The 21,239-nt window shown below is 64.2% G+C and carries 15 protein-coding genes and 2 pseudogenes; 12 read left to right on the top strand and 5 right to left on the bottom strand.

Annotated features, from left to right (window positions below; translation table 11 throughout):
• The first annotated feature begins 36 nt into the window (after positions 1-36).
• From E3O45_RS04245 to E3O45_RS04220, 6 genes are all read left to right on the top strand, one after another.
• Entirely contained in the window at positions 37-966 is a 930-nt protein-coding gene (locus tag E3O45_RS04245) for an ABC transporter permease (RefSeq protein ID WP_134442006.1), read from the top strand.
• Complete coding sequence (locus E3O45_RS04240; protein ID WP_092450294.1) at positions 956-1,903, top strand: ABC transporter permease; 948 nt, start codon at positions 956-958, stop codon at positions 1,901-1,903. The genes E3O45_RS04245 and E3O45_RS04240 overlap by 11 nt, the downstream gene beginning before the upstream one ends.
• Complete coding sequence (locus E3O45_RS04235) at positions 1,900-3,648, top strand: ABC transporter ATP-binding protein (protein ID WP_134442004.1); 1,749 nt, start codon at positions 1,900-1,902, stop codon at positions 3,646-3,648. The genes E3O45_RS04240 and E3O45_RS04235 overlap by 4 nt, the downstream gene beginning before the upstream one ends.
• 330 nt (positions 3,649-3,978) lie before the next feature.
• Positions 3,979-5,766, top strand: coding sequence for an ABC transporter family substrate-binding protein (locus E3O45_RS04230; protein ID WP_134442002.1), 1,788 nt, complete (start codon positions 3,979-3,981; stop codon positions 5,764-5,766).
• A gap of 145 nt (positions 5,767-5,911) precedes the next feature.
• Complete coding sequence (locus E3O45_RS04225) at positions 5,912-7,444, top strand: ABC transporter permease (protein WP_134442001.1); 1,533 nt, start codon at positions 5,912-5,914, stop codon at positions 7,442-7,444.
• The gene (locus tag E3O45_RS04220; RefSeq protein ID WP_134441999.1) at positions 7,445-8,491 is read left to right on the top strand and encodes an ABC transporter permease; all 1,047 of its coding nucleotides are present in this window, start codon (positions 7,445-7,447) and stop codon (positions 8,489-8,491) included. It begins immediately after the preceding gene.
• A 29-nt stretch (positions 8,492-8,520) separates the two neighbouring features.
• On the opposite strand, the gene E3O45_RS04215 is transcribed toward E3O45_RS04220, so the two are convergent.
• Entirely contained in the window at positions 8,521-9,120 is a 600-nt protein-coding gene (locus tag E3O45_RS04215; RefSeq protein WP_134441997.1) for a PH domain-containing protein, read from the bottom strand.
• Between the two features lie 68 nt (positions 9,121-9,188).
• Between E3O45_RS04215 and E3O45_RS04210 the strand changes: the two genes are divergently transcribed.
• Both E3O45_RS04210 and typA read left to right on the top strand, forming a co-directional pair.
• Positions 9,189-10,976, top strand: coding sequence for an ABC transporter ATP-binding protein (locus E3O45_RS04210; protein WP_134441995.1), 1,788 nt, complete (start codon positions 9,189-9,191; stop codon positions 10,974-10,976).
• Between the two features lie 133 nt (positions 10,977-11,109).
• Positions 11,110-13,020 (top strand): translational GTPase TypA, encoded by a 1,911-nt coding sequence (gene typA / locus E3O45_RS04205; RefSeq protein ID WP_092450276.1) that lies wholly within the window; start codon positions 11,110-11,112, stop codon positions 13,018-13,020.
• A 191-nt stretch (positions 13,021-13,211) separates the two neighbouring features.
• Here typA and efeB read toward each other — a convergent pair whose 3' ends face one another.
• From efeB to efeU, 3 genes are read right to left on the bottom strand one after another with little or no spacing between them, the layout of a single operon-like run.
• The gene (efeB, locus tag E3O45_RS04200) at positions 13,212-14,543 is read right to left on the bottom strand and encodes an iron uptake transporter deferrochelatase/peroxidase subunit (RefSeq protein WP_134441993.1); all 1,332 of its coding nucleotides are present in this window, start codon (positions 14,541-14,543) and stop codon (positions 13,212-13,214) included.
• Complete coding sequence (gene efeO, locus E3O45_RS04195; RefSeq protein ID WP_134441991.1) at positions 14,540-15,709, bottom strand: iron uptake system protein EfeO; 1,170 nt, start codon at positions 15,707-15,709, stop codon at positions 14,540-14,542. Before efeO ends, efeB begins: the two co-directional genes overlap by 4 nt.
• A 28-nt stretch (positions 15,710-15,737) precedes the next feature.
• Complete coding sequence (gene efeU / locus E3O45_RS04190) at positions 15,738-16,607, bottom strand: iron uptake transporter permease EfeU (protein WP_134441990.1); 870 nt, start codon at positions 16,605-16,607, stop codon at positions 15,738-15,740.
• A 150-nt stretch (positions 16,608-16,757) separates the two neighbouring features.
• On the opposite strand from efeU, the gene E3O45_RS04185 reads away from it, so the two are divergent.
• The 4 genes and pseudogenes from E3O45_RS04185 (at position 16,758) to E3O45_RS04170 (ending at position 20,726) form a co-directional block, all read left to right on the top strand.
• Positions 16,758-17,735 carry a hypothetical protein gene (locus E3O45_RS04185; protein ID WP_134441988.1) on the top strand — a complete coding sequence of 326 codons (978 nt, stop codon included), beginning with the start codon at positions 16,758-16,760 and terminating at the stop codon, positions 17,733-17,735.
• Positions 17,736-17,771: 36 nt separating this feature from the next.
• Positions 17,772-18,121: pseudogene (gene fdxA / locus E3O45_RS04180) on the top strand (ferredoxin).
• A gap of 9 nt (positions 18,122-18,130) precedes the next feature.
• Complete coding sequence (gene dapC, locus E3O45_RS04175; protein ID WP_304988985.1) at positions 18,131-19,231, top strand: succinyldiaminopimelate transaminase; 1,101 nt, start codon at positions 18,131-18,133, stop codon at positions 19,229-19,231.
• Positions 19,232-19,439: 208 nt separating this feature from the next.
• Complete coding sequence (locus E3O45_RS04170; protein WP_134442015.1) at positions 19,440-20,726, top strand: citrate synthase; 1,287 nt, start codon at positions 19,440-19,442, stop codon at positions 20,724-20,726.
• A gap of 289 nt (positions 20,727-21,015) precedes the next feature.
• Here the strand turns inward: E3O45_RS04170 and E3O45_RS17450 are convergent.
• A pseudogene (locus E3O45_RS17450) lies at positions 21,016-21,239 on the bottom strand (hypothetical protein); the annotation flags it as partial.

The raw sequence follows: 21,239 nt of genomic DNA, 5'->3' as shown, positions 1-21,239 counted from the left end.
AATCTGCACCGTGTCAACTGCGCCGACGGGTAGCTGATGCTCTGGTATACCGGCAAACGTCTGCTCCAGATGATCCCCGTGTTCTTCGGCGCCACGTTTCTCATCTACTTCATGGTGTTCTCCCTCCCCGGAGATCCCATCGCTGCCCTCTACGGCGAACGTCCCCCGTCGGACGCCGTTATTGCCCAAATTCGCGCCGAGTACAACCTCGACAAGCCGTTTTTCGTGCAATACCTGCTCTACATTGGCAACTTCTTCCAGGGTGACCTCGGAACGACCTATTCCGGTCGCTCCGTCTCCGACGTAATGGCCTCCGCGTTCCCGATCACGGCCCGACTGGCCATGCTCGCTCTCGCCTTCGAAGCCTTCTTCGGCATCCTCGTCGGCCTCATCGCCGGGCTCCGCAAGGGCAAGCTTTTCGATGCCAGCGCCCTCGTCGTGAGCCTGCTGCTGATCAGCGTGCCGACCTTCGTGATCGGCTTCGTGCTGCAGTTCGTCTTCGGCGTGCAACTGGGCTGGGCCCGCACGACCGTCAGTGGGGCTGCGCCGATCGACGAACTGATTTTGCCAGCGCTGGTGCTGGCATCCGTTTCGTTTGCCTATATTGTGCGCCTCACCCGGGCCAGCGTGTCCGACAACCTCAACGCCGACTTTGTGCGCACCGCCACAGCGAAGGGGCTGTCCCGCCCCCGCGTCGTGACCGTGCACGTGCTGCGCAACTCGCTCGTACCAGTGATCACCTTTCTCGGTGTCGACATTGGCTCGCTCATGGTCGGTGCCATCGTCACCGAGGGAATCTTCAATATCAATGGGGTCGGTGGAACCGTCTTCAAGGCCATTCGCCTCGGCGAAGGACCGACCGTGGTGTCGTTCATCGCCGTCATGGTGGTGATCTTCGTGCTCGCCAACCTGCTCGTCGATCTGCTGTACGCAGCTCTGGACCCAAGGATCCGTTATGCCAAGTAAGAACCAGGGCGCGCAGCCGCACTTCGTTGCAGCGCTCGAAGACACCCCGCTCGTAGCCATCGACCACCTCGACGAGACCGCGAAAGCGCGCAGCACCTGGGCGGATGCCTGGGACGCGATGCGTCGTCGGCCCGCCTTCTGGATCTCTTCCGGACTCATCCTGCTCATCGTCTTGGTGGCGCTGGTTCCCGGATGGTTCTCGTCGGTGTCGCCGACGCAGTGCCAGCTGTCGGACAGCAACGGGGGGCCGCAGTCGGGGCATCCGCTCGGCTTCACCTTCCAGGGCTGCGACGTCTATGCCCGAATCATCTTCGGCACCAGCGCCTCGGTAACCGTCGGCATGTTGGCTGCGGCGATCGTGACTCTGTTCGGCCTCATCGTCGGTGCCCTCGCCGGCTACTACGGCGGTTTCCTCGACGCCATCGTCTCGCGCATCGGCGACATCTTCTTCGCCGTTCCGACCGTGCTCGGCGCCATCGTGCTGCTCTCGGTGCTGCCCGATCGCACCCCGGTGGTCATCGCGCTCGTCATCTCGATCTTCGCCTGGCCGCAGGTCGCCCGCATCATGCGCGGCGCCGTGCTGACCGCGCGAAACTCGGACTACGTGGTGGCGTCGGTCGCACTCGGCGTGTCCAAGTTCAAGATTCTGGTGCGCCACGTGGTTCCCAACGCCATCGCCCCCGTGATCGTCATCGCGACGGTCTCACTCGGCACGTTCATCGTTGCCGAAGCCACGCTCTCGTTCCTCGGTATCGGCCTCGGGCCGGGCACAATGTCGTGGGGACGCGATATCGGCGAAGCGCAGACATCCATTCGTACGAGCCCGCAGGTGCTGCTGTATCCCTCGATCGCGCTCTCCCTGACCGTGCTGGCGTTCCTCATGCTCGGTGACGTGCTCCGCGACGCGCTCGACCCCCAGGCGAGGGCACGCCGATGACCCAGTTAGTGACCGAAACCGTGAACCAGACTCCTTCCGCCGACTCTGAACCGCTCCTGGAGATCCGCGATCTCGAGGTCGGCTTCCGCACCCAGCGCGGCATCGTGCCCGCCGTGCGCGGCGTCAGCTTCACGCTCTACCCCGGCCAGACCCTCGCGATCGTGGGGGAGTCCGGTTCGGGCAAGACCACGACGGCGCAGGCGATCATCAAGCTGCTGGCCGGCACCGGCCAGGTGACCGGCGGCCAGATCCTGTTCGAGGGTCGCGACCTGACCACCCTGAACGCCACCGAGATGCAAATCGTGCGCGGCCGCGAGATCGGCTACGTTCCGCAGGACCCGATGAGTAACCTCAACCCGGTGTGGAACATCGGCTTTCAGGTGTCCGAAGCCATCAAGGCCAACAGCGGCCTACGCGGCAAGCCACTGAAGGCGCGCACCATTGAAGTGCTGCAGGAGGCGGGTCTGGCGGATGCCGCCGACCGGCTCAAGCAGTATCCGCACCAATTCTCCGGCGGCATGCGTCAGCGTGTGCTCATCGGCATTGGGCTGTCGGCTCGGCCGAAACTGCTCATCGCCGACGAGCCGACCAGTGCGCTCGATGTCACCGTGCAGCGCCAGATCCTCGACCACCTCGCCACCCTCACCCGGGACTACGGCACGAGCGTTCTGTTCATCACCCACGACCTCGGCCTCGCGGCCGAGCGGGCCGAACAGCTCGTGGTCATGTACAAGGGCAAGATCGTCGAGTCCGGGCCGTCGCAGGAGATCCTCGCCAACCCGCAGCACCCGTACACCCAGCGTCTGGTGGCGGCCGCTCCGAGCCTCGCCTCGCGGCGCATTCAGGCGAAGAAGAATGAGGATGCCCCGGCGACCGAAATCTTCTCGGCCGGCGGAACGGACACCGCGCTGATTCGGCGCGCCACCGACCGTGAACTGGCAGCGTCGGGCAAAGACCTCATCTCGGTCGAGGGCATCACCAAGATGTACCGCATCCGTAAGTCCGGGCTGCGTTTCGACGAGCTGCTCGCCGTGAACGAGGTGTCGTTCGGGGTGAAGAAGGGCACCACCACGGCGATCGTGGGGGAGTCCGGTTCGGGCAAGTCCACCGTGGCCAAGCTCATTCTGCAGCTGGAGAGCCTCACCAGCGGGCGGATTGAATTCGAGGGGCGCGACGTTGCCGGGTTGAAAGGCAAGGAGCTGCTGAACTTCCGCCGCCGCGTGCAGCCCGTGTTCCAGGACCCGTACGGTTCGCTCGACCCGCAGTACAACGTGGGAAACACCATCGCCGAGCCGCTGCTCGCGCACAAAGTGGGCACCAAACGGGAACGGCAGAAGCGCGTGCTGCAGCTCCTCGATCAGGTGTCACTGCCCGCGTCGACCCAGTTTCGGTACCCGAGCGAACTCTCTGGCGGCCAGCGCCAACGCATCGCGATTGCCCGCGCCTTGGCGTTGAAGCCCGACGTGCTCGTGCTCGACGAGGCCGTCTCCGCGCTCGATGTGCTCGTGCAGGGTCAGATCCTGAACCTGCTCACCGAGCTGCAGACGGAGCTTGGCCTGACCTACCTGTTCATTACGCACGACCTCGCCGTGGTGCGCCTGGTCGCCGACAATGTCTGCGTCATGCAGAAAGGGCGCATCGTCGAGGCGGCATCGACCGACGACGTGTTCGACAACCCGCGTGAGGTGTACACGCAGGAACTGCTGGCGGCAATCCCCGGAGCAAACTTCGAGTTCGGGCGGTAGCTGATCGGTGTGCACGATGCGGGCCCGACGGGGATCGATCCCCGTCGGGCCCGCAGTGTTGTGGGGGCGCCGTATCGGCCAGAGCGGTCCCCGCCGTTACTGCCAATCGGCGAATTTTTTCCCGTAAACGGGTGAATCTTAGCTTGACGGGCGTGTGAGCGCAGGTTTCATGCAAAATTCCCGACTTGGACGAAAAACAATGGTTCCTTTTCATAACAGTTCGAGCATTTGCTTGTCACCGCCGTTGATACCTCTCTAGGGTCGAGTCAAACCACGATCGACTCGCGGCCCCTCGCCGTGGACCGACAATCACTTCGCTCAGGAGGAATCTTGTCCATTAGAGGAAAACTGTTCAGGAAAAAGCTCATCGGGGTCGCCGTTCTCGGTGTATCTGCCCTCGTCTTGACCGCCTGCACCACTACCGGCAGCACCGCCACCAACACGGATGCCGCGGCTAGCGGTGGTACCGTCACGGTCGCGGTGGTCAACGACTTCACGTCCTTCAATGGTCAGACTCCACAGTCCAACCTCGACACCAACGGACAAGTCGGTTACCTCATGGGCAACTACGCGTCGGCTTTCTCCTACGTTGACAACGAGTTCAATATCGTGCGCGAAGAGAAATTCGGCACCTTTGAGAAGACCAGTGACGACCCGCAGACGGTCACGTACACGCTCAATCCTGAGAACAAATGGTCAGACGGAGAGCCCGTGACCGCCGATGATATGGTGCTCGCTTGGGCTATCGGTGCCGGCTACTACAACGACTCGACCGTCGATGAGGCCACCGGAGAAGTCGCCACCGGCACCACGTATTTTGAGATCGCTGCCAGCACCGCCGGCCTCGACACCACGGCATTCCCCGAGGTCAGCGAGGATAACCTTTCGATGACCCTGGTCTACGACACTCCCTACGTCGACTGGGAGCTGGTCAACCCGATCGCCCAACCCGCCCACATTGTGGCCAAGAAGGCCGGGCTCGGCTCGGCCACCGAACTGACCGAACTGCTCAAGGGCCTTCCGAAGGGCGACCCGGCGTCCCCGGTCGACCCCAACGCCACGTTGAAGGCCGCGGCTGACTTTGTGAACACTGGCTACGACGTGACGGCGTTCCCGACCGACCCCGACCTCCTCGTGTCGAGCGGTCCCCTGGTGCCGACGGGCTGGACCCCCGGCCAGTCGTTCACGATGGAGCGCAACGAGTTCTATGTCGGTGGGATGCTGCCGAAGATCGACAAGCTGATCTTGCGCGTCATTCCTGACGCGAACGCCCAGGTGACGGCATTGCAGAACGGTGAAGTCGACATCATCAACCCGCAGGCATCCGCTGACACGCTGACCGCCCTTGAGAACACCGGTGCCGACGTCCTCACCGGCGACCAGGTCTCTTATGACCACCTCGACCTGCGTTTCGACCAGCCGGTCTTCGCCGACATCAAGGTGCGACAAGCATTCCTCAAAACGGTCCCGCGCCAGCAGATCCTCGACTCCATCGTGACGCCGGTCAACGCCGACGCCAAGGTGCTGAACTCGCAGATCTGGGTTCCGGCCAACGAGCCCTATGACGATTCGGTGGCCAACAATGGCTCGAGCGCTTATGACGAGGTTGACATTGAGGGCGCGAAGGAGCTTCTCGCCGGTGCCACCCCCTCGGTGCGCATTCTTTACAACACCAACAACCCCAACCGGGTCGATGAGTTCCAGGCCATTCAGGAATCAGCCGCCAAGGCTGGGATCACGGTTGTCGATGCGGGTTCACCCGACTGGAGTTCCCTGCTCGAGGGCGGTGACTATGACGCCTCCATCTTCGGCTGGATCAGCCCCGGCGTCGGCTCTGCCGGCATTGCACAGATTTTCTCGACCGACGGCGGTGGAAACTACAACCAGTACGAGGGCACCAACGATGACGCCATCCTGTCCCAGACGACTCTCGATCCCGATGAACTGATCGCCATCGAGAAGCGCATGGACAAGCAGATGTTCACGGATGCCTATGGACTGCCGCTGTTCCAGCTGCCCGGCGTGTTCGGAGTCTCCAAGCGCGTGAGCGGCGTGGAGTACATGGGCAACCAGACCGGTCCGTTCTGGAACTTCTGGGAATGGTCCGTCAGTAAATAGCTAGGTCGAATGTCCTAGCCCGATCGCGAGTTGGGCTCCTGGGTTTGCTCAGGAGCCCAACTCGCGGGTTTGGCGGCATCCGTTCTGAGTCACATTGTGGCAGTCCAGCAGTCCGAACCAACTCCTACAGTGAGGTAGCCCCGGCATGGTGAGCTTCATCCTGAGACGAATTCTCGTTTCCATTCTCATCCTGATCGCCGCATCGTTTCTGATGTACGTCATGGTCGGCTATTCGGCGCAACCGCTGCAAGATCTGGAAGGCAGCAACTCTCCCAATAAACAGCAGCTGATCGATGCCCGGGTTGCGCTTCTCGACCTCGACGTGCCGCCGCCTCTTCGCTGGGTGCTCTGGCTCGGCGGCGTCGCCAAGTGCGCGATCCCCTTCGCCAATGCCTGCGACCTGGGGTCGACGATCTCGAACGCCCAGGTCGTCGATATTCTCCCCAATGCTTTGGCCGCCACCGTGCAGCTGGTCACTTTCGCCCTTGTGCTCGCTATTTTGCTCGGTGTCACGATCGGCATCATCACCGCGCTGCGTCAGTACAGTGGCCTCGACAACACCGTCACCTTCGTCAGCTTCTTCCTGTACTCGTTGCCCGTATTCCTGGTCGCCGTGCTCCTGAAAGAGTTCATCGCCATCGGCTTCAACGACTTTCTCCGTGATCCTGTTATCGGCGCTGGAGCACTGGTGGTGATCGGCCTCGTCGTCGGTGCCATCTGGCAGTCACTGCTCGGCGGTGACCGCCGGCGTCGACTGGTGGTTTTCCTGGTGTCGGGGCTGGCTACGTCCGGGGTGCTGCTCCTGATGAGCGCGACGGGCTGGTTTATGAATCCGGGCCTGGGGCCGATCCCGGTCATCCTGCTGGTCGCGGCGATCGCCCTCGGTGCGGCGACCCTGCTGGCCGGACTGCGCAACCGTCGGGCACTGATTACCGCCGGTATCAACGCTGCGGTCGCTATCGCAGCGTATTTTGTGCTCCAGCCCCTATTCGACGTTTCGAGCGCCGGAACGCTGTTCATTCTCGCACTCGCCACGATCGCGTTCGGGTTGGTCAGCGGCTTTCTGGCCGGTGGCTATGATCGCGGCCAGAATATGCGCGTCGGTCTCGTTACCGCGCTCTTTTCCGGCGCGGTCGTGCTGGTTGACCGGTTCATGCAGTCCTGGGGTGCCCTCCTGACGGCGACCAACGGGCGCCCGATCGCCACCGTGGGTTCAAAGACTCCGGGACTGTCCGGGGACGTGTGGCTCGCTGGCCTCGACACGTTTGTCCACCTCACCCTGCCAATTATTGCCCTCTTGCTGATTTCCTTCGCCGGGTACACCCGGTATTCCCGCGCCGGCATGCTCGAGGTGCTCAGTCTCGATTACATCCGTACCGCGCGCGCCAAGGGGCTTCCGGAGCGCACGGTGATCGTGCGGCACGCGTTCCGGAACATGCTCATCCCGCTGACGACTCTCGTCGCTTTTGATGTCGGGGCCCTGCTCGGTGGCGCAATCATCACCGAACGGATCTTCGCCATTCCCGGCATGGGCAGCCTGTTCAACGCCGGCTTGTTTCGGGGTGACCTCAATCCGGTGATGGGCTATTTTCTCATCGTCGCCGCGATGGCGATCACCTTCAATTTTCTGGCCGACATGGCCTATGCCGGGCTCGACCCGAGAGTGAGGATCCGTTAAATGTCCACACCAATTGGTTCGGGGCCTACCCCGTCGCCCACCGAAATCCCTGCCGACGAACTCGCCGCGGCGAGTTCGGTACCCGAGAGTCAAGGCCGCCTGATTTGGCGCCGATTTATCGGCAACAAGGTCGCCGTGGCGTCGATCATCATTCTTCTCGTCATCATCTTGTTCTCCTTTTCTGCTATCGGCATTGGTCCGATTTCCGGCTGGTGGAAGTTCGGGTTTAAAGAACTCAACCCGCAGATGAACGGGGGCGACCCCACGCTCTCGCTCGTGCCGCAGTTTCTCGGCGGCGACGGTGTTTCCCTCGGGGAACATCCGTTCGGTCAAGACCGCATCGGCAAGGACTACTTCGCCATGACCATGCGGGGTATTCAAAACTCCGCGCTCGTCATGGTCGTTCTGGGCCTCATCGCAACCGTTCTGGGCGTGGTGGTCGGGGCCGTCGCCGGCTATTACCGCGGCATGGTCGATGCCGTGTTGATGCGCATCACGGACGTCTTCATCGTGATTCCCGCGCTCGTGATCGGCTCGGTCGTCGGCCAATGGTTCGGCAGCCTGGGTGCCCCGGTTCTGGCGATCATGCTGGGGTTCTTCTCCTGGATGGGCATTGCCCGGCTGGTGCGCGGTGAGTTCCTGTCACTGCGCGAACGTGAGTTCGTCGAGGCAGCCCGGGTCGCCGGGGCGTCCGACGCGCGCATTATTTTCAAGCACATCCTTCCTAATGCCATGGGCGTGGTCATCGTGTCGGCGACGCTCATTATGGCCTCGGCCATTCTGCTCGAGACAGCGCTGAGCTTTCTTGGCTACGGCATCCGCTCTCCCGACGTGTCGCTGGGACTGCTGATCAGCTCCAACCAGTCGGCGTTCCAGACTCGGCCGTGGCTGTTTTGGTGGCCCGGTGCGTTCATCGTGTCACTGGCGCTGCTGGTCAACTTTGTCGGCGATGGTTTGCGCGATGCTTTCGACCCGCGCCACCGCAGGTTCAAGCTCAGCAAGATGCGCGAAACCCAGCCCGAACCGGAACTGGAGCGCGAACCGTGATGCCGATCACGGGCACGCCGGTGCTGCGCTCAGGCCAGAAGAAGAGCGACAATGGATGCCGCAGCGACGGCTGCAAGCACGCCCGCACGACCCCAGGCCCAGACGACCGTAACGGGAGTCTGGGCCGCGAGGCCGCCATCGACCCGGCCACTCTTTTGCAGCGCGTCCCAGCGCGAGCGCACCAGTTGCGCCGCCTCGCCGGACTCACTCCCCGGCAGGTCGCCGGGCCGCGGGGAGCCGCTGACATAGGGTACGGGGTCGGTGGTTTTGCGGCGCCCGGCACTGGTCAGGCTCCGACCAGGAGCTGGGGCGCAGAAGACCGCGAACTTCTTTCCGGGCGTGTACAGGGTGAGTGCAAACTTGGTATCGACGTGCACGAGAGCCGCCCACGGCACCACGATGGTGCGCAGCGGATTGCGAATGGTCACGGCGGTATCACTCACCCGCAGGTCGGGCCGCCAGAGTACCTCCCAGACGAACAGCATCACGAACAGGGCCGGAACGACCAGAGCGCGGTTCGACGCGGTCGGCAGCAGGAACAGGCTCAGCGCGCTCAGTGCGGCCCCCGCGGCGAAGATGGCGGCGATGACGCGATTGAACCGCGAGTAGAAGACATCCGGGTCTGGCATGCAGCCATGCTGCCAGATTTTGGTGGCAGCCACCGTACGAGCAGCAGGATCGACGAAAGCAGGACTTCATGACCGACCAGGTGACGCCCCCATCCTCCGGTCCGGTGCTGCAGGTCAGCGACCTCACCGTGCACTTCGGCGTGGACAATGTCTGGGTGCCGGCCGCGCTCAAACTGAACTACTCGATCGAGCGTGGCAAGGTGCTCGCCATTGTCGGCGAGTCTGGCTCGGGCAAGAGTGCGAGCTCCATGGCCATTCTGGATCTGCTGCCCGAGAACAGCCGCATTTCCGGCAGTGTCAAGCTCAGCGGCCGCGAACTCATGGGGCTGAAGCCCGCGCAGATGCACAAGGTGCGTGGCGGTCAGATCGCCATGATCTTCCAGGAGCCGATGACGGCGCTCAACCCGGTCTATACGATCGGATTTCAGATCATTGAAACCCTGCGGGCCCACTTCGGCATGTCGCCCTCCCAGGCTAAGACGCGCGCTCTGGAACTGCTCGACATGGTCGAGCTGCCAGATCCGCTGAAAGCCTTCAACTCCTATCCGCATCAACTGTCTGGCGGGCAACGCCAGCGGGCCATGATCGCGCAGTCGATCTCCTGCGATCCGCAACTGCTCATCGCCGACGAGCCAACGACCGCCCTCGACGTGACGGTGCAGGCCGAGATTCTCGACCTCCTCCGCAGCCTGCGCGATCGCCTCGACAGCGCCATCCTTCTGATCACCCATGACATGGGCGTCGTGGCCGACCTGGCCGATGACATCGCCGTCATGCGTCGCGGTGTCATCGTCGAGCGCGGCACGGTCGACCAGATCTTCAACGAACCGACCCACCCGTACACGATCGCCCTGCTTCAGGCCGTTCCGCACCTCGGGCAGCGCGGAGACGACGCGATCGATATGACCGCGGCGCTCGCCATCGGCACCGACATCGTCGTCGACGCGGTCCTGGCCGCGCGCATCGAGGTCAATGAGCGTCTGGCGAATGAGGCGGCGACCGCTGCGCGACGTGACAGCCGCGAGGTGGTCGTCAAGTTCGACGATGTGGTCATCGAGTATCCCAAGCACGGTCGCGTCGCGGCGTTCCGCGCCGTCGATAAGGTCAACCTGTTCGTGCGTCAGGGGGAGGTGCTCGGGCTGGTGGGGGAGTCCGGCTCCGGCAAGACCACGCTCGGCCGTGCAGCGATCGCGCTGCTGCCCATTACGGACGGCCAGCTGCACGTGGCCGGCCAGGATATCTCGAAGGCCAGCCGCGACGAGATTCGCCGACTGCATAAGAGTGTCGGAATCGTATTTCAGGACCCGTCCTCCTCCCTGAACCCTCGGATGCCCATCGGTGACAGCATCGGAGAACCGCTCAAGCTGGCGAAGGGACTCAAGGGGGCGGCCCTGAGCGCACAGGTCGAGCGGCTGCTCGACAGCGTTGAGCTGCCGCGCGCCTACCGCAGCCGGTTTCCGCACGAACTTTCCGGCGGGCAGAAGCAGCGCGTCGGCATCGCCCGCGCTCTCTCGCTTGAACCCAAGGTGCTCATTGCCGATGAGCCGACCAGTGCCCTCGACGTGTCGGTGCAGGCGCGCGTACTCGACTTGATTCAGTCGCTGCAGAAGCAGATGAATTTCGCCTGCCTGTTCATCACGCACGACCTCGCCGTCATCGACGTGCTCGCCGATCGCATCGCGGTGATGCACCACGGTCGCATCGTGGAAACCGGTACGCGAGATGAGATTCTGCGCTACCCGAAGGACCCGTATACCCAGCGTCTGCTGGCCGCCGTGCCGATCCCGGATCCTACCGAACAGCGTGCCCGGCGGGAGCTGCGCCGCGAGTTGCTGGCCGCGGGCAACGACGTCTAGCTGTGTGAGCCCCACCAGTTGGGGCCAAATAATACGGTAGGATAGTACTTTGGGTCACATTATGACCCCTGGTATCCATTCTTCGTCGCGCGCGAGACTCTGCGGCACTCATTCTTCGTAAGGATCTATTTTTATGGCGATTGCTACACGCAATAACCTCCGAAATGTTGCAATCGTTGCTCACGTTGACCACGGTAAGACAACGCTGGTTGACGCGATGCTCAAGCAGACCGACTCCTTTGCAGACCACTCACACGTTGAAGAGCGCGCGATGGACTCGAATGAACTCGAGCGCGAAAAGGGCATCACGATTCTCGCCAAGAACACGGCGGTCTCGTACAAGGGCATCCACGCCACCGAGGGGCCCATCACCATCAACGTGATCGACACCCCGGGCCACGCTGACTTCGGTGGTGAGGTCGAACGTGGCCTGTCCATGGTCGACGGTGTTGTTCTGCTGGTTGACGCTTCCGAGGGCCCGCTGCCGCAGACCCGCTTCGTGCTCCGTAAGGCGCTGGAGGCCAAGCTTCCCGTCATCCTCCTGGTCAACAAGACCGACCGTCCCGACGCGCGCATCGATGAGGTCGTGGCCGAAAGCCAGGACCTGCTCATCGGCCTCGCGAGCGACATGGCCGACGACTTTCCCGACCTCGACCTCGACGCCGTCCTCGACGTGCCCGTCGTCTACGCGTCCGGTCGTAACGGTGCTGCCAGCTGGAACAAGCCCGAAGACGGTACGCTGCCCGACAACGATGACCTTGAGCCGCTGTTCGATGCGATCCTCAAGCACATTCCGGCACCGACCTACGATGACACGCACCCGCTTCAGGCGCACGTCACCAACCTCGACGCTTCGCCGTTCCTCGGCCGCCTCGCGCTGCTGCGCATCTTCCAGGGCACCATCAAGAAGGGCCAGACCGTGGCTTGGGTGCAGCAGGACGGCACCGTCAGCAACGTGAAGATCACCGAGCTGCTCATCACCAAGGCGTTGGACCGCTACCCGACCGAGAGCGCCGGCCCCGGCGACATCGTGGCCGTGGCCGGTATCGAGAACATCACCATTGGTGAGACCCTCGCCGACCCCGACGACGTGCGCCCGTTGCCGACCATCACGGTTGACGACCCGGCCATCTCGATGACCATCGGAACCAACACCTCGCCGCTCATGGGCAAGGTCAAGGGCCACAAGCTCACCGCCCGCATGGTCAAGGACCGCCTCGACCGCGAACTCGTCGGTAACGTCTCGCTCAAGGTCGTCGACATCGGACGCCCGGACGCCTGGGAGGTTCAGGGTCGTGGAGAACTGGCCCTCGCCATCCTGGTCGAGCAGATGCGTCGTGAGGGCTTCGAGCTCACCGTCGGCAAGCCGCAGGTAGTTGTGAAGCGCGTCGACGGCAAGGTACACGAGCCCTTCGAGCACCTCACCATTGACGCTCCGGAAGAGTACCTCGGCGCCATCACGCAGCTGCTCGCCGCCCGCAAGGGTCGCATGGAGAACATGGCGAACCACGGCACCGGCTGGGTTCGCATGGAATTCATCGTTCCATCGCGCGGCCTGATCGGCTTCCGCACGCAGTTCCTCACCGACACGCGCGGTACCGGTATCGCCAACGCGATCCTGCACGGCTACGAGCCCTGGGCTGGCACCATCAACACCCGCACGAACGGTTCCATCGTGGCCGACCGTTCGGGAGCGGTCACCCCGTTCGCGATCATCAACCTGCAGGAGCGCATGTCGTTCTTCGTGCAGCCGACCTCCGAGGTCTACGAAGGCATGGTCATCGGCGAGAACTCGCGCGCCGACGACATGGACGTGAACATCACCAAGGAAAAGAAACTGACCAACATGCGTCAGTCCAGCTCCGACACGTTCGAGTCGATGACACCGCCCAAGCAGCTCTCGCTCGAGCAGTGCCTCGAATTCGCCCGTGAAGACGAGTGCGTCGAGGTCACCCCCGCCGCCGTGCGTATTCGCAAGGTCGAGCTCACCGCATCCGCTCGCTCGCGCCAGGTTTCGCGCGTGAAGAAGATGGACGCGAACTAACTCGCACCTGCTTTCTCGCAGAAGCCCCCGCAGCCTCGGCTGCGGGGGCTTCTCGCATTAATCCTCGCCGACGCGTGAATCTCGGCCCCAAGAATCGCTCAAATGGCCCAGAAAACTCACGGCCTGGTTGAGCACCCACTCTTTGCGTCATTGCATTTTTGCGTCTTTGAGTCTCTTGTCTTTGAGTCCTTTTAGGCGAACAGAGCCACGCCCACGTAGCTCCCTGCGCTTGCCCCGGCCGGCACCGCGAACAGCGCGCTCCCGACGTGCCGAATGTACTCGTTGAGCGAATCGTGCTTGGCCAGGTTGAGCTGCACCGCGGTGAACTGTGCCGGAGACCGCTGAAAGCTGATGAAGAAAAGACCGGCCTCGAGCCGCCCCAGGTCATCGTTGCCGTCGACGAAGTTGTAGCCACGACGCAGCAGCTTCATGCCGTGGTTCTGGGTCGGATGCGCGAGCCGCACGTGGGCTGCAGCACCGATGAGCGGTTCATTCTCGCGGCCGGCCAGAGTGAAATCTGGCTCGCTGAACTCGGTTCCGCCTGACAGCGGAGCACCGGCACCCTTGGTGCGGCCGAACACCGCCTCCTGCTTGCGAAGAATCGTGCGATCCCAGGTTTCAATGGTCATCCGGATGCGCCGCGCCACCAGGTAGGAGCCGCCGGCCAGCCAGGCGGGTCCGTCGTCCGCGGACACCCAGACCTGGTCGGTGACGACCGCGGGCTCCTCGGCCTTAATGTTGGCGGTACCGTCCTTGAATCCGAACAGGTTGCGCGGGGTGGCCTGGGCCGTTGATGTCGATGAGGTGCGTCCGAATCCGAGCTGGGACCAGCGCAGAGCCGCCCGGCCGAAGGCGATGCGGGACAGATTACGAATGGCGTGCACGGCCACCTGCGGATCATTGGAACAGGCCTGGATGCACAGGTCTCCGCCGCTGCGCCCGACATCGAGGTCGTCCCCGGGAAAGTGCGGAAGCGGCGTCAGATCGGCCGGGCGGCGAGCAGCGATGCCGAAGCGATCGACGCCATCCGCTGTTTCAAACAGGGTCGGACCGAAGCCGAACGTGATCGTGAGGCCGGCCGTGGGCAGCCCCTGCGCCTCACCGGTGTCCTCGGGTGGGGCATCGTAGGGGCCGCTGACGGCGCCGTACTCGCCGATATCCGCTCCGGCGCACATCGCGGCCGCCGCGACCGTCCAGTCCTGGAGCAGCTCGATCAGCTCGGCTCGCGTCACGCCCGCCGAGACGTCGAACGCGGCAAAGTGCAGGCGATCCTGGGCGGGCGTGACAATGCCGGCCTGGTGGTTGCCATGGAACGGGTAGACCGCCGAAACGGATGCCTCACCCGGCGACACCGACGCCGCCAGCGCCACCCGGTCCCCGGCTGCGCCCAGCCCGATGCCGGCGACGCTGGCCCCGGCGAGGCCGAGTAGCCCGCGCCGGGAGAGGCCTCGTGCGGTGCCGGCCGGTTCGGTGGACCCGGCTTCGCCGGATTCTGCCCGCTTAGAACGGGTCCAGCCCGTCACAACACGAGCGCGGCCGTGAGCTGGTTGAGCGGCTCGCCGAGCGCGTTGACCTGATCGGCGAGGGCGCGAATCTCGGCCGGAGTGAGGTCGGTGTAGAGCCTGAAGCCCTCATCAACGCGTTGGGCGTCGAGCAGTGTCTGCAGCGAACCGAACTCGGTGTCGAGCGAAGCGGCCAGGTCGGCATCCGTTTTGAGCAGTATCGGTCGCACCCCGTCGTAAAGCACTTTGGCGCCGTCGACGTTGGCCTGAAAATCCCAGAGGTCGGTGTGCGACCAGGCTTCTTCCTCGCCGGTGACCTTGCCGGTGGCGACCTCGTCGAGCAGACCGATGGCCCCGTTGGTCTGCTGCGACAGGGTGAACGTGAGGCCCTGCACCTTCTCGTGCAGGGTGGCGGTGTCGGCGACGAGCTGCTCGGTGAGCGCCGCGCGCTTTTCGGCGGTGTAGGCCACGAAACCCGCCTCAGCGTCTTGCGGCCAGAGATCCTTCTCGATGGCGTGCCAGCCGGTCCAGTTTTGGCCCTCTTCGAGGTCAGCTTCGCGCAGGTCGAGCTTGGGGTCGAGGTCGCCGAACGATTCGGCGATGGTTTCGACGCGCTCCCAGTGCACCCGGGTGGAGGCGTACAGGCTGCGGGCGGTGTCGTCGTCCCCGGCTGAATAAGCGGCGGCGAACGCGTCGGTGCCGGTGACGAGCTGGTCGATCTGGTCGCTGACGTAGGAGGCGTAGTTGGTGTTCGAGGTGTCGATCTGGGTGACGAGGTCAACGTCGACGGTGGCGGCGGCATCCGTTTTGGTGGCGGTGAACTCGGCCTTGCCGACGCCGTCGCCGGTCATGCCCGGTTTGCAGGCGGTGAAGTAGCTGCCCTCGGCGAGCTGCACGACCAGGTCGCGGGTGAGTCCTGGACCGATATTCTCCGCCTCACCCACGATGCGCAGGCCGTCTGCGGCCAGCAGGTAGAACTCGGTCACCTGGTCACCGGAATTGGTGACCGAGAAACGGATGCTGCCGGCCGGCGCCTCGTTCGCGCTCACCGCGCAGTCGGTCGCGCTGCTGTCCACCGTGAGCGCGGTGTGGGTGGCCGCCGGGCTGTTGGCGACGCAGCCGCTCAGCAGGCCGATACCGAGAACGCCGAGGCCGAGCAGGCTGGCGGAACGTAAGACACGGGGCATGGAGATCCTTTGAGCTGGGCGAGAAGAGTTAGTGCGCGGCGACGGGCGTGGTCGCCGGTGCGGTCGGTAGAGCCAGGGCCGGGCGGGCGCTCGGGCGGCCGTGACGGCTCTTTCTGATGAACACCGTCAGGGTGGGCACGGCATAGGCCAGCCAGGCGAACATCTCCAGCCAGGTGGTGGCGGGGGAGAAGTTCAGGGTGCCCTTGAGCAGCGTGCCGTACCAGCTGTCCGGGGGCACGGCGGCGCTCACATTGAAGGCGAGGGCGTGCAGCCCGGGCAGTAGGCCGGCCTCCTGCAGGTCGTGCACGCCGTAGGAAAGCACACCAGCCGCCACGACGATGAGGATGGCACCGGTATAGGTGAAGAACTTCGCCAGGTTGATCTTGAGCATGCCGGCGTAGATCAGAGCGCCGAGGCCGATTGCCGTCAGGATACCGAGCGCAGCACCGAACAACGGCAGGGTCGTGGCGCCGGTGGCCTGCACGGCCGCCCAGATGAACAGGGCCGTTTCGATGCCCTCCCGGCCGACGGCAAGGAATGCCACGAGCACGAGTCCGAGGCCTGCACCGACGAGGTGTTTGTCGATGTTGCCCTGCAGGTGGCCCTTGAGATCGCGTGCGGTGCGCAGCATCCAGAACACCATCCAGGTCACCAGCCCGGTCGCGACGATCGAGAGCACGCCGCCGATGGTCTCCTGTGCGGTGAACGACAGCCCGTAGGTGCCGAAGGTCAGCAGCGCGCCGATGCCAAGGGCGAGCAGTACGGCCAGGGCCACACCGAGCCAGATGCGCGGCAGCACGTCACGTCGACCGATTTTCACGACGTAGGCGATGAGAATTGTCACGATCAGCGCGGCCTCAAGGCCTTCGCGCAGGCCGATCAGGTAGTTTGCGAGCACAGGGGTTCCTCGTCGGGTTCGGGCGTCGATTTTGGTAAGGCTAACCTTACCGAATTTGACTCTAGCCCGTGGATCGTGACCGTGTCTAGTTACGATTGGATTCTGAGCCCGTAATCAATAGCCAGCAGAGCAGAAACGGTGCGTGCGCCCATGGTCATGTCCGGCAGCGGTGAGCGGATCCTGTTCGTGCATGACCGACCGGGCGACGAATCCGCGCTGACCGGCGGCACGATTGCCCGATTGCGCGCCGACGGGGCGAGGGTCGTCGTGCTCTACGCCACAACGCTGACCGAAACGGATGCCGCAGCGGTGCAGGCCGCGCTGGCCGCGCTTAGCGCGCGCAGCTGGCATGAGCTGCCGCGCGGGCTGGAGCCCAGCAGCGCTCTGCACAACGAAATCGATGAACTCGGTGCGACCGCCCTAGTCGTCGGCGCCGTTGACGATGTTCTGCGCGACGCCGCGACCGTGGCCGCACACGCGGCCGGCCTGCCCGTGTTTCTGGCCCGCACGGTGCGACAATCGCCCGGACAGCGCCTCGTGGCGATCGACGTGGGCGCTCAGCTCGAGCAGAAGCTGCGGGCGCTGGCGCATTTTCCCGCGCGCTGGAACGTCACCGACCATAGGCGCGACCTGGTCGACGGCACGACCGACGTGATCACCGACACCGAAACGTTTCTGCAAACGAATGCCCCTCACCCCGCCCCGCCGCAGCTCGCCTCCCGGCCGGCTCGCCTCACTCTCGCGAACCGATCGCTGGCCGGCCTCGGCGGCCTGCTCGTGGGCATCCTCTTTGGTGTGTTGGGAACCATCGCGCACCAGGCCACGCTCACGCTGTTCGGCATCGCGCTGCCGATCGGACTGACGATCGCGTTCGTGGCGATCGCTGCGCTGTTGCTCGGCCTGCGCCTCGTGATCGGCGACCGGTTCGTCGTCGGGCTGGCCGCTACCGGGCTGCTGGTGACCATTTTCGTGCTGTCGCTGCGCGGTTCCGGGGGGTCGGTGCTCGTGCCTGCGGGTTTGTCGGGAACCTTGTGGACCGTGGTTCCGGCATTGATCGCGGCCTTTGTGCTGGCCTGGCCGAAGCTGCCGCCGCGCCTCCGGGCGCCGCACCAGGGCGGTGGGGCGTAGAATCAGGAGTCCGCTCTCGAAGGGAATCCCAAGCCTGTGACGTATGTGATCGCTCTTCCGTGCGTCGATGTGAAAGATCGTGCCTGCATCGACGAATGCCCGGTGGACTGCATTTATGAGGGCGAACGCTCCCTCTATATTCACCNGGCGAACGCTCCCTCTATATTCACCCCGATGAGTGCGTCGACTGCGGCGCCTGCGAGCCGGTCTGCCCGGTCGAGGCCATCTACTACGAAGACGACCTGCCCGAACAGTGGGCCGACTACTACAAGGCCAACGTCGAATTCTTCGACGACCTCGGCTCCCCGGGCGGCGCGGCCAAGGTCGGCGTGCTCGCCAAGGACCACCCCGTCATCTCCGCGCTGCCGCCGCAGGTTCAGCACTAAGCGGTCTTCGTGCTGAAGCCGCTCCCGGATTACCCCTGGGACCAGATGGTGCCGTTTGCCGCTCAGGCCCGGCAGCACCCCGATGGAATCGTCGACCTGTCGATCGGTTCGCCGGTCGATGCAACGCCCCACGTGGTGCAGCAGTCGCTGCGCGCGGCGACGGATGCCCACGCCTACCCGCAGACCGTCGGCACGCCCGCCCTGCAGCAGGCGATCATCGCCTGGTATGCCCGGCGCCGCGGGGTGACCGGCCTGGAGTCGAACAACGTGCTGCCCACGATCGGTTCCAAGGAACTCGTCGCGCTCATGCCGTTCATGCTCGGCGTCGGCGAGGGTGACACGATCGTGCATCCGCTTGCCGCCTACCCGACCTATGCGATCGGCGCCGCGATCGCGGGCGCCACGCCCTTGGCCGCCGACGACCCTGCCGAATGGCCGGACTCGACCAAGTTGATCTGGCTGAACAGCCCGGGCAACCCCGACGGGCGGGTGCTCTCGGTCGGCGAGCTGCGCGCCGCCGTCGACCGCGCGCGCGAACTCGACGCCGTGATCGTGAACGACGAGTGCTACGCCGAACTCGGCTGGGACGCCCCGTATGACACCGAACCGATCCCGAGCATTCTCGACCCCCGCGTCATCGAGGGGGATCAGCGCAAGGTCGTCGCGATCTATTCTCTGAGCAAACAGTCCAACATGGCCGGGTACCGTGCGGCCTTCGCTGCCGGTGACAGCGACGTGCTGGGCCGGGTGCTCACCGTGCGCAAGCACGCCGGACTCATGCTGCCGGCACCGCTGCAGGCTGCCATGATCGCTGCCCTCGGCGACGACGAGCACGTCGCCGCGCAAAAGGAACGCTATCGAGCGCGCCGTGCTGTGCTCCGGCCGGCGCTCGAACAGGCCGGTTTTCGAATCGACCGCAGCGAAGCCGGCCTGTATCTGTGGGCGACCGAGGGTCGACCAGCCTGGCAATCCATCGAACGGATGGCCTCCCTCGGGATCCTCGCCGGCCCCGGCCCGTTCTATGGTGACGTCTACCCCGAGCACATACGGTTCTCGCTGACCGCGACCGACGAACGCATCGCCGCAGCTGCCGCTCGCTTGCGCGCCTGAGCTGTGGATGATCACCAACGAACCGCCCGAACTCTTAGCTGATGCAACAGTAGGCGGCCGGGCGGATTAGGCTGTAGTCGCGGCGGAGTCGACCACGGCAGTAAGTTAAAGTGCCGACTCAGTGACGCGTCGCCACATTTCATCCGTCAGTGAGACCCGAGGAGGTTCCGTGACCGACGTTGCGCAGCACATTACAACCGGCGAACCGATGAGCGCTGACCCCAACAAGGTCACGCTTACCTTTCCCGGCGGCAGCGCAGAGTTCCCGATCCTGACCAGCGTGGACGGCGTGTCGAGCATCGACATCTCAACCCTGACCAAGAAGACCGGTCTCACCACGCTGGACTACGGCTTCGTGAACACGGCGGCCACCCGCTCCGCGATCACCTACATCGACGGCGATGCCGGCATCCTGCGCTATCGCGGGTATCCGATCGAACAGATCGCCAAGAACTCGAACTTTCTCGAGACGGCCTGGCTGCTCATCTACGGTGAGCTGCCCAGCGCGAGTGAACTCGCCAACTTTGACGATCGCATCCGTCACCACACTCTTCTGCACGAAGACATGCGCCGCTTCTTCGACTCCCTGCCGCACAAGGCCCACCCGATGAGCGTTCTCGCGTCCGGCGTCTCGGCACTGTCGACGTTCTATCAGGACTCGCTCGACCCGAAGGATCCGGAGCAGGTCGAGATCTCGACCATCCGTCTGCTGGCCAAACTGCCGGTCATGGCCGCCTACGCGCACAAGAAGAGCATTGGGCAGGCGTTTCTCTACCCCGATAACTCGCTGAGCTTCGTCGACAACTTTCTCAAGCTCAACTTCGGCAACATGGCCGAACCGTACGAGGTCAACCCGGTCGTCAGCAAGGCGCTTGAACGCCTGCTCATGCTGCACGAAGACCACGAGCAGAACGCGAGCACCTCGACGGTGCGCCTGGTCGGTTCGACCGAGGCCAACCTGTTCGCGTCCGTTTCGGCCGGTATCAACGCCCTGTTCGGTCCGCTGCACGGTGGCGCCAACGAAGCAGTGCTCGCGATGCTCGGCGAGATCCAGGCATCCGGTCAGGGCGTCGAGAAGTACGTCGAACGCGTCAAGAACAAAGAGCACGGCGTGAAGCTGATGGGCTTCGGCCACCGGGTCTACAAGAACTACGACCCGCGCGCCACCCTGGTCAAGGAGAGCGCCCACGAGGTGCTCGCGGCTCTCGGCGTCAAGGACGACCTGCTCGACATCGCGCAGGAACTCGAGCACATTGCGCTGAGCGACGACTACTTCAAGGAACGTCGTCTGTACCCCAACGTCGACTTCTACACCGGCGTCATCTACAAGGCGATGGGCTTTCCGACCCGCATGTTCACCGTGCTCTTCGCGATCGGTCGGTTGCCTGGCTGGGTCGCGCACTGGCGTGAAATGAACGAGGATCCGGCCACCAAAATCGGTCGCCCGCAGCAGCTCTACGTGGGCTCCCCGGCCCGGGACTACCCGCGCCGTTAGCGGGTCGGCTGTTTGCAGCCGCGCTGTCCGATCTCAAGTCGTCACCAAGTGGGTTGCGGTGGCGTCTCGCCGTCGCTGTGCGCCTGCCTACCCGCCCGACGTGCGTGAGGTGCCACTTTTGGCCCCTTCGCGAGCCCCTTGCGACCTCGCCATGGGGCAAAAGATGGCGTGTCGCAAGAACGATGGGACCAGAGTTCGCATCTCGGGCGTCTCGTGCGGCCAGAGTTGGCCGGGACAGTCTCGGCGAGCATCCGCTGCACGGTCAGGCGGGGGAGGCGCGCCGCTGTGGTCAGCAGCCGGGGCCGTGGGGGTTGGTGAGGCAGTCTTCGGCGACGAGTACGGTGGATTCGTTTGCGGCCATGACGGTGAATGGGGCTGAGGGCATGGTGATGGTGCCGTCGACTGGGCGCCAGCCTTGGTCGCCGAAGCTGTAGTCGGCGTGGTATTTGATGGTGAGGACGATGGAGTAGGTGCCCTTGGCCGTGTACGTGTGGCTGGTGTCGGTGGTGGTGA

This window comes from Cryobacterium sp. TMS1-20-1 (genome assembly GCF_004402355.1).
Taxonomy (GTDB): Bacteria; Actinomycetota; Actinomycetes; order Actinomycetales; family Microbacteriaceae; genus Cryobacterium; species Cryobacterium levicorallinum.
Note: the sequence above shows the minus strand (reverse complement) of the source record. Positions and strands in the feature narration are given on the sequence as shown.

Bases quoted from the DNA above. Each gene is read 5' to 3' on its own strand.
- typA (WP_092450276.1), top strand. From the start codon at position 11,110: ATGGCGATTGCTACACGCAATAACCTCCGAAATGTTGCAATCGTTGCT.
- efeO (WP_134441991.1), bottom strand. From the start codon at position 15,709: ATGCCCCGTGTCTTACGTTCCGCCAGCCTGCTCGGCCTCGGCGTTCTC.
- E3O45_RS04225 (WP_134442001.1), top strand. From the start codon at position 5,912: ATGGTGAGCTTCATCCTGAGACGAATTCTCGTTTCCATTCTCATCCTG.
- E3O45_RS04235 (WP_134442004.1), top strand. From the start codon at position 1,900: ATGACCCAGTTAGTGACCGAAACCGTGAACCAGACTCCTTCCGCCGAC.
- E3O45_RS04245 (WP_134442006.1), top strand. From the start codon at position 37: ATGCTCTGGTATACCGGCAAACGTCTGCTCCAGATGATCCCCGTGTTC.
- E3O45_RS04170 (WP_134442015.1), top strand. From the start codon at position 19,440: ATGAGCGCTGACCCCAACAAGGTCACGCTTACCTTTCCCGGCGGCAGC.
- E3O45_RS04215 (WP_134441997.1), bottom strand. From the start codon at position 9,120: ATGCCAGACCCGGATGTCTTCTACTCGCGGTTCAATCGCGTCATCGCC.
- E3O45_RS04220 (WP_134441999.1), top strand. From the start codon at position 7,445: ATGTCCACACCAATTGGTTCGGGGCCTACCCCGTCGCCCACCGAAATC.
- E3O45_RS04240 (WP_092450294.1), top strand. From the start codon at position 956: ATGCCAAGTAAGAACCAGGGCGCGCAGCCGCACTTCGTTGCAGCGCTC.
- E3O45_RS04210 (WP_134441995.1), top strand. From the start codon at position 9,189: ATGACCGACCAGGTGACGCCCCCATCCTCCGGTCCGGTGCTGCAGGTC.
- E3O45_RS04185 (WP_134441988.1), top strand. From the start codon at position 16,758: ATGGTCATGTCCGGCAGCGGTGAGCGGATCCTGTTCGTGCATGACCGA.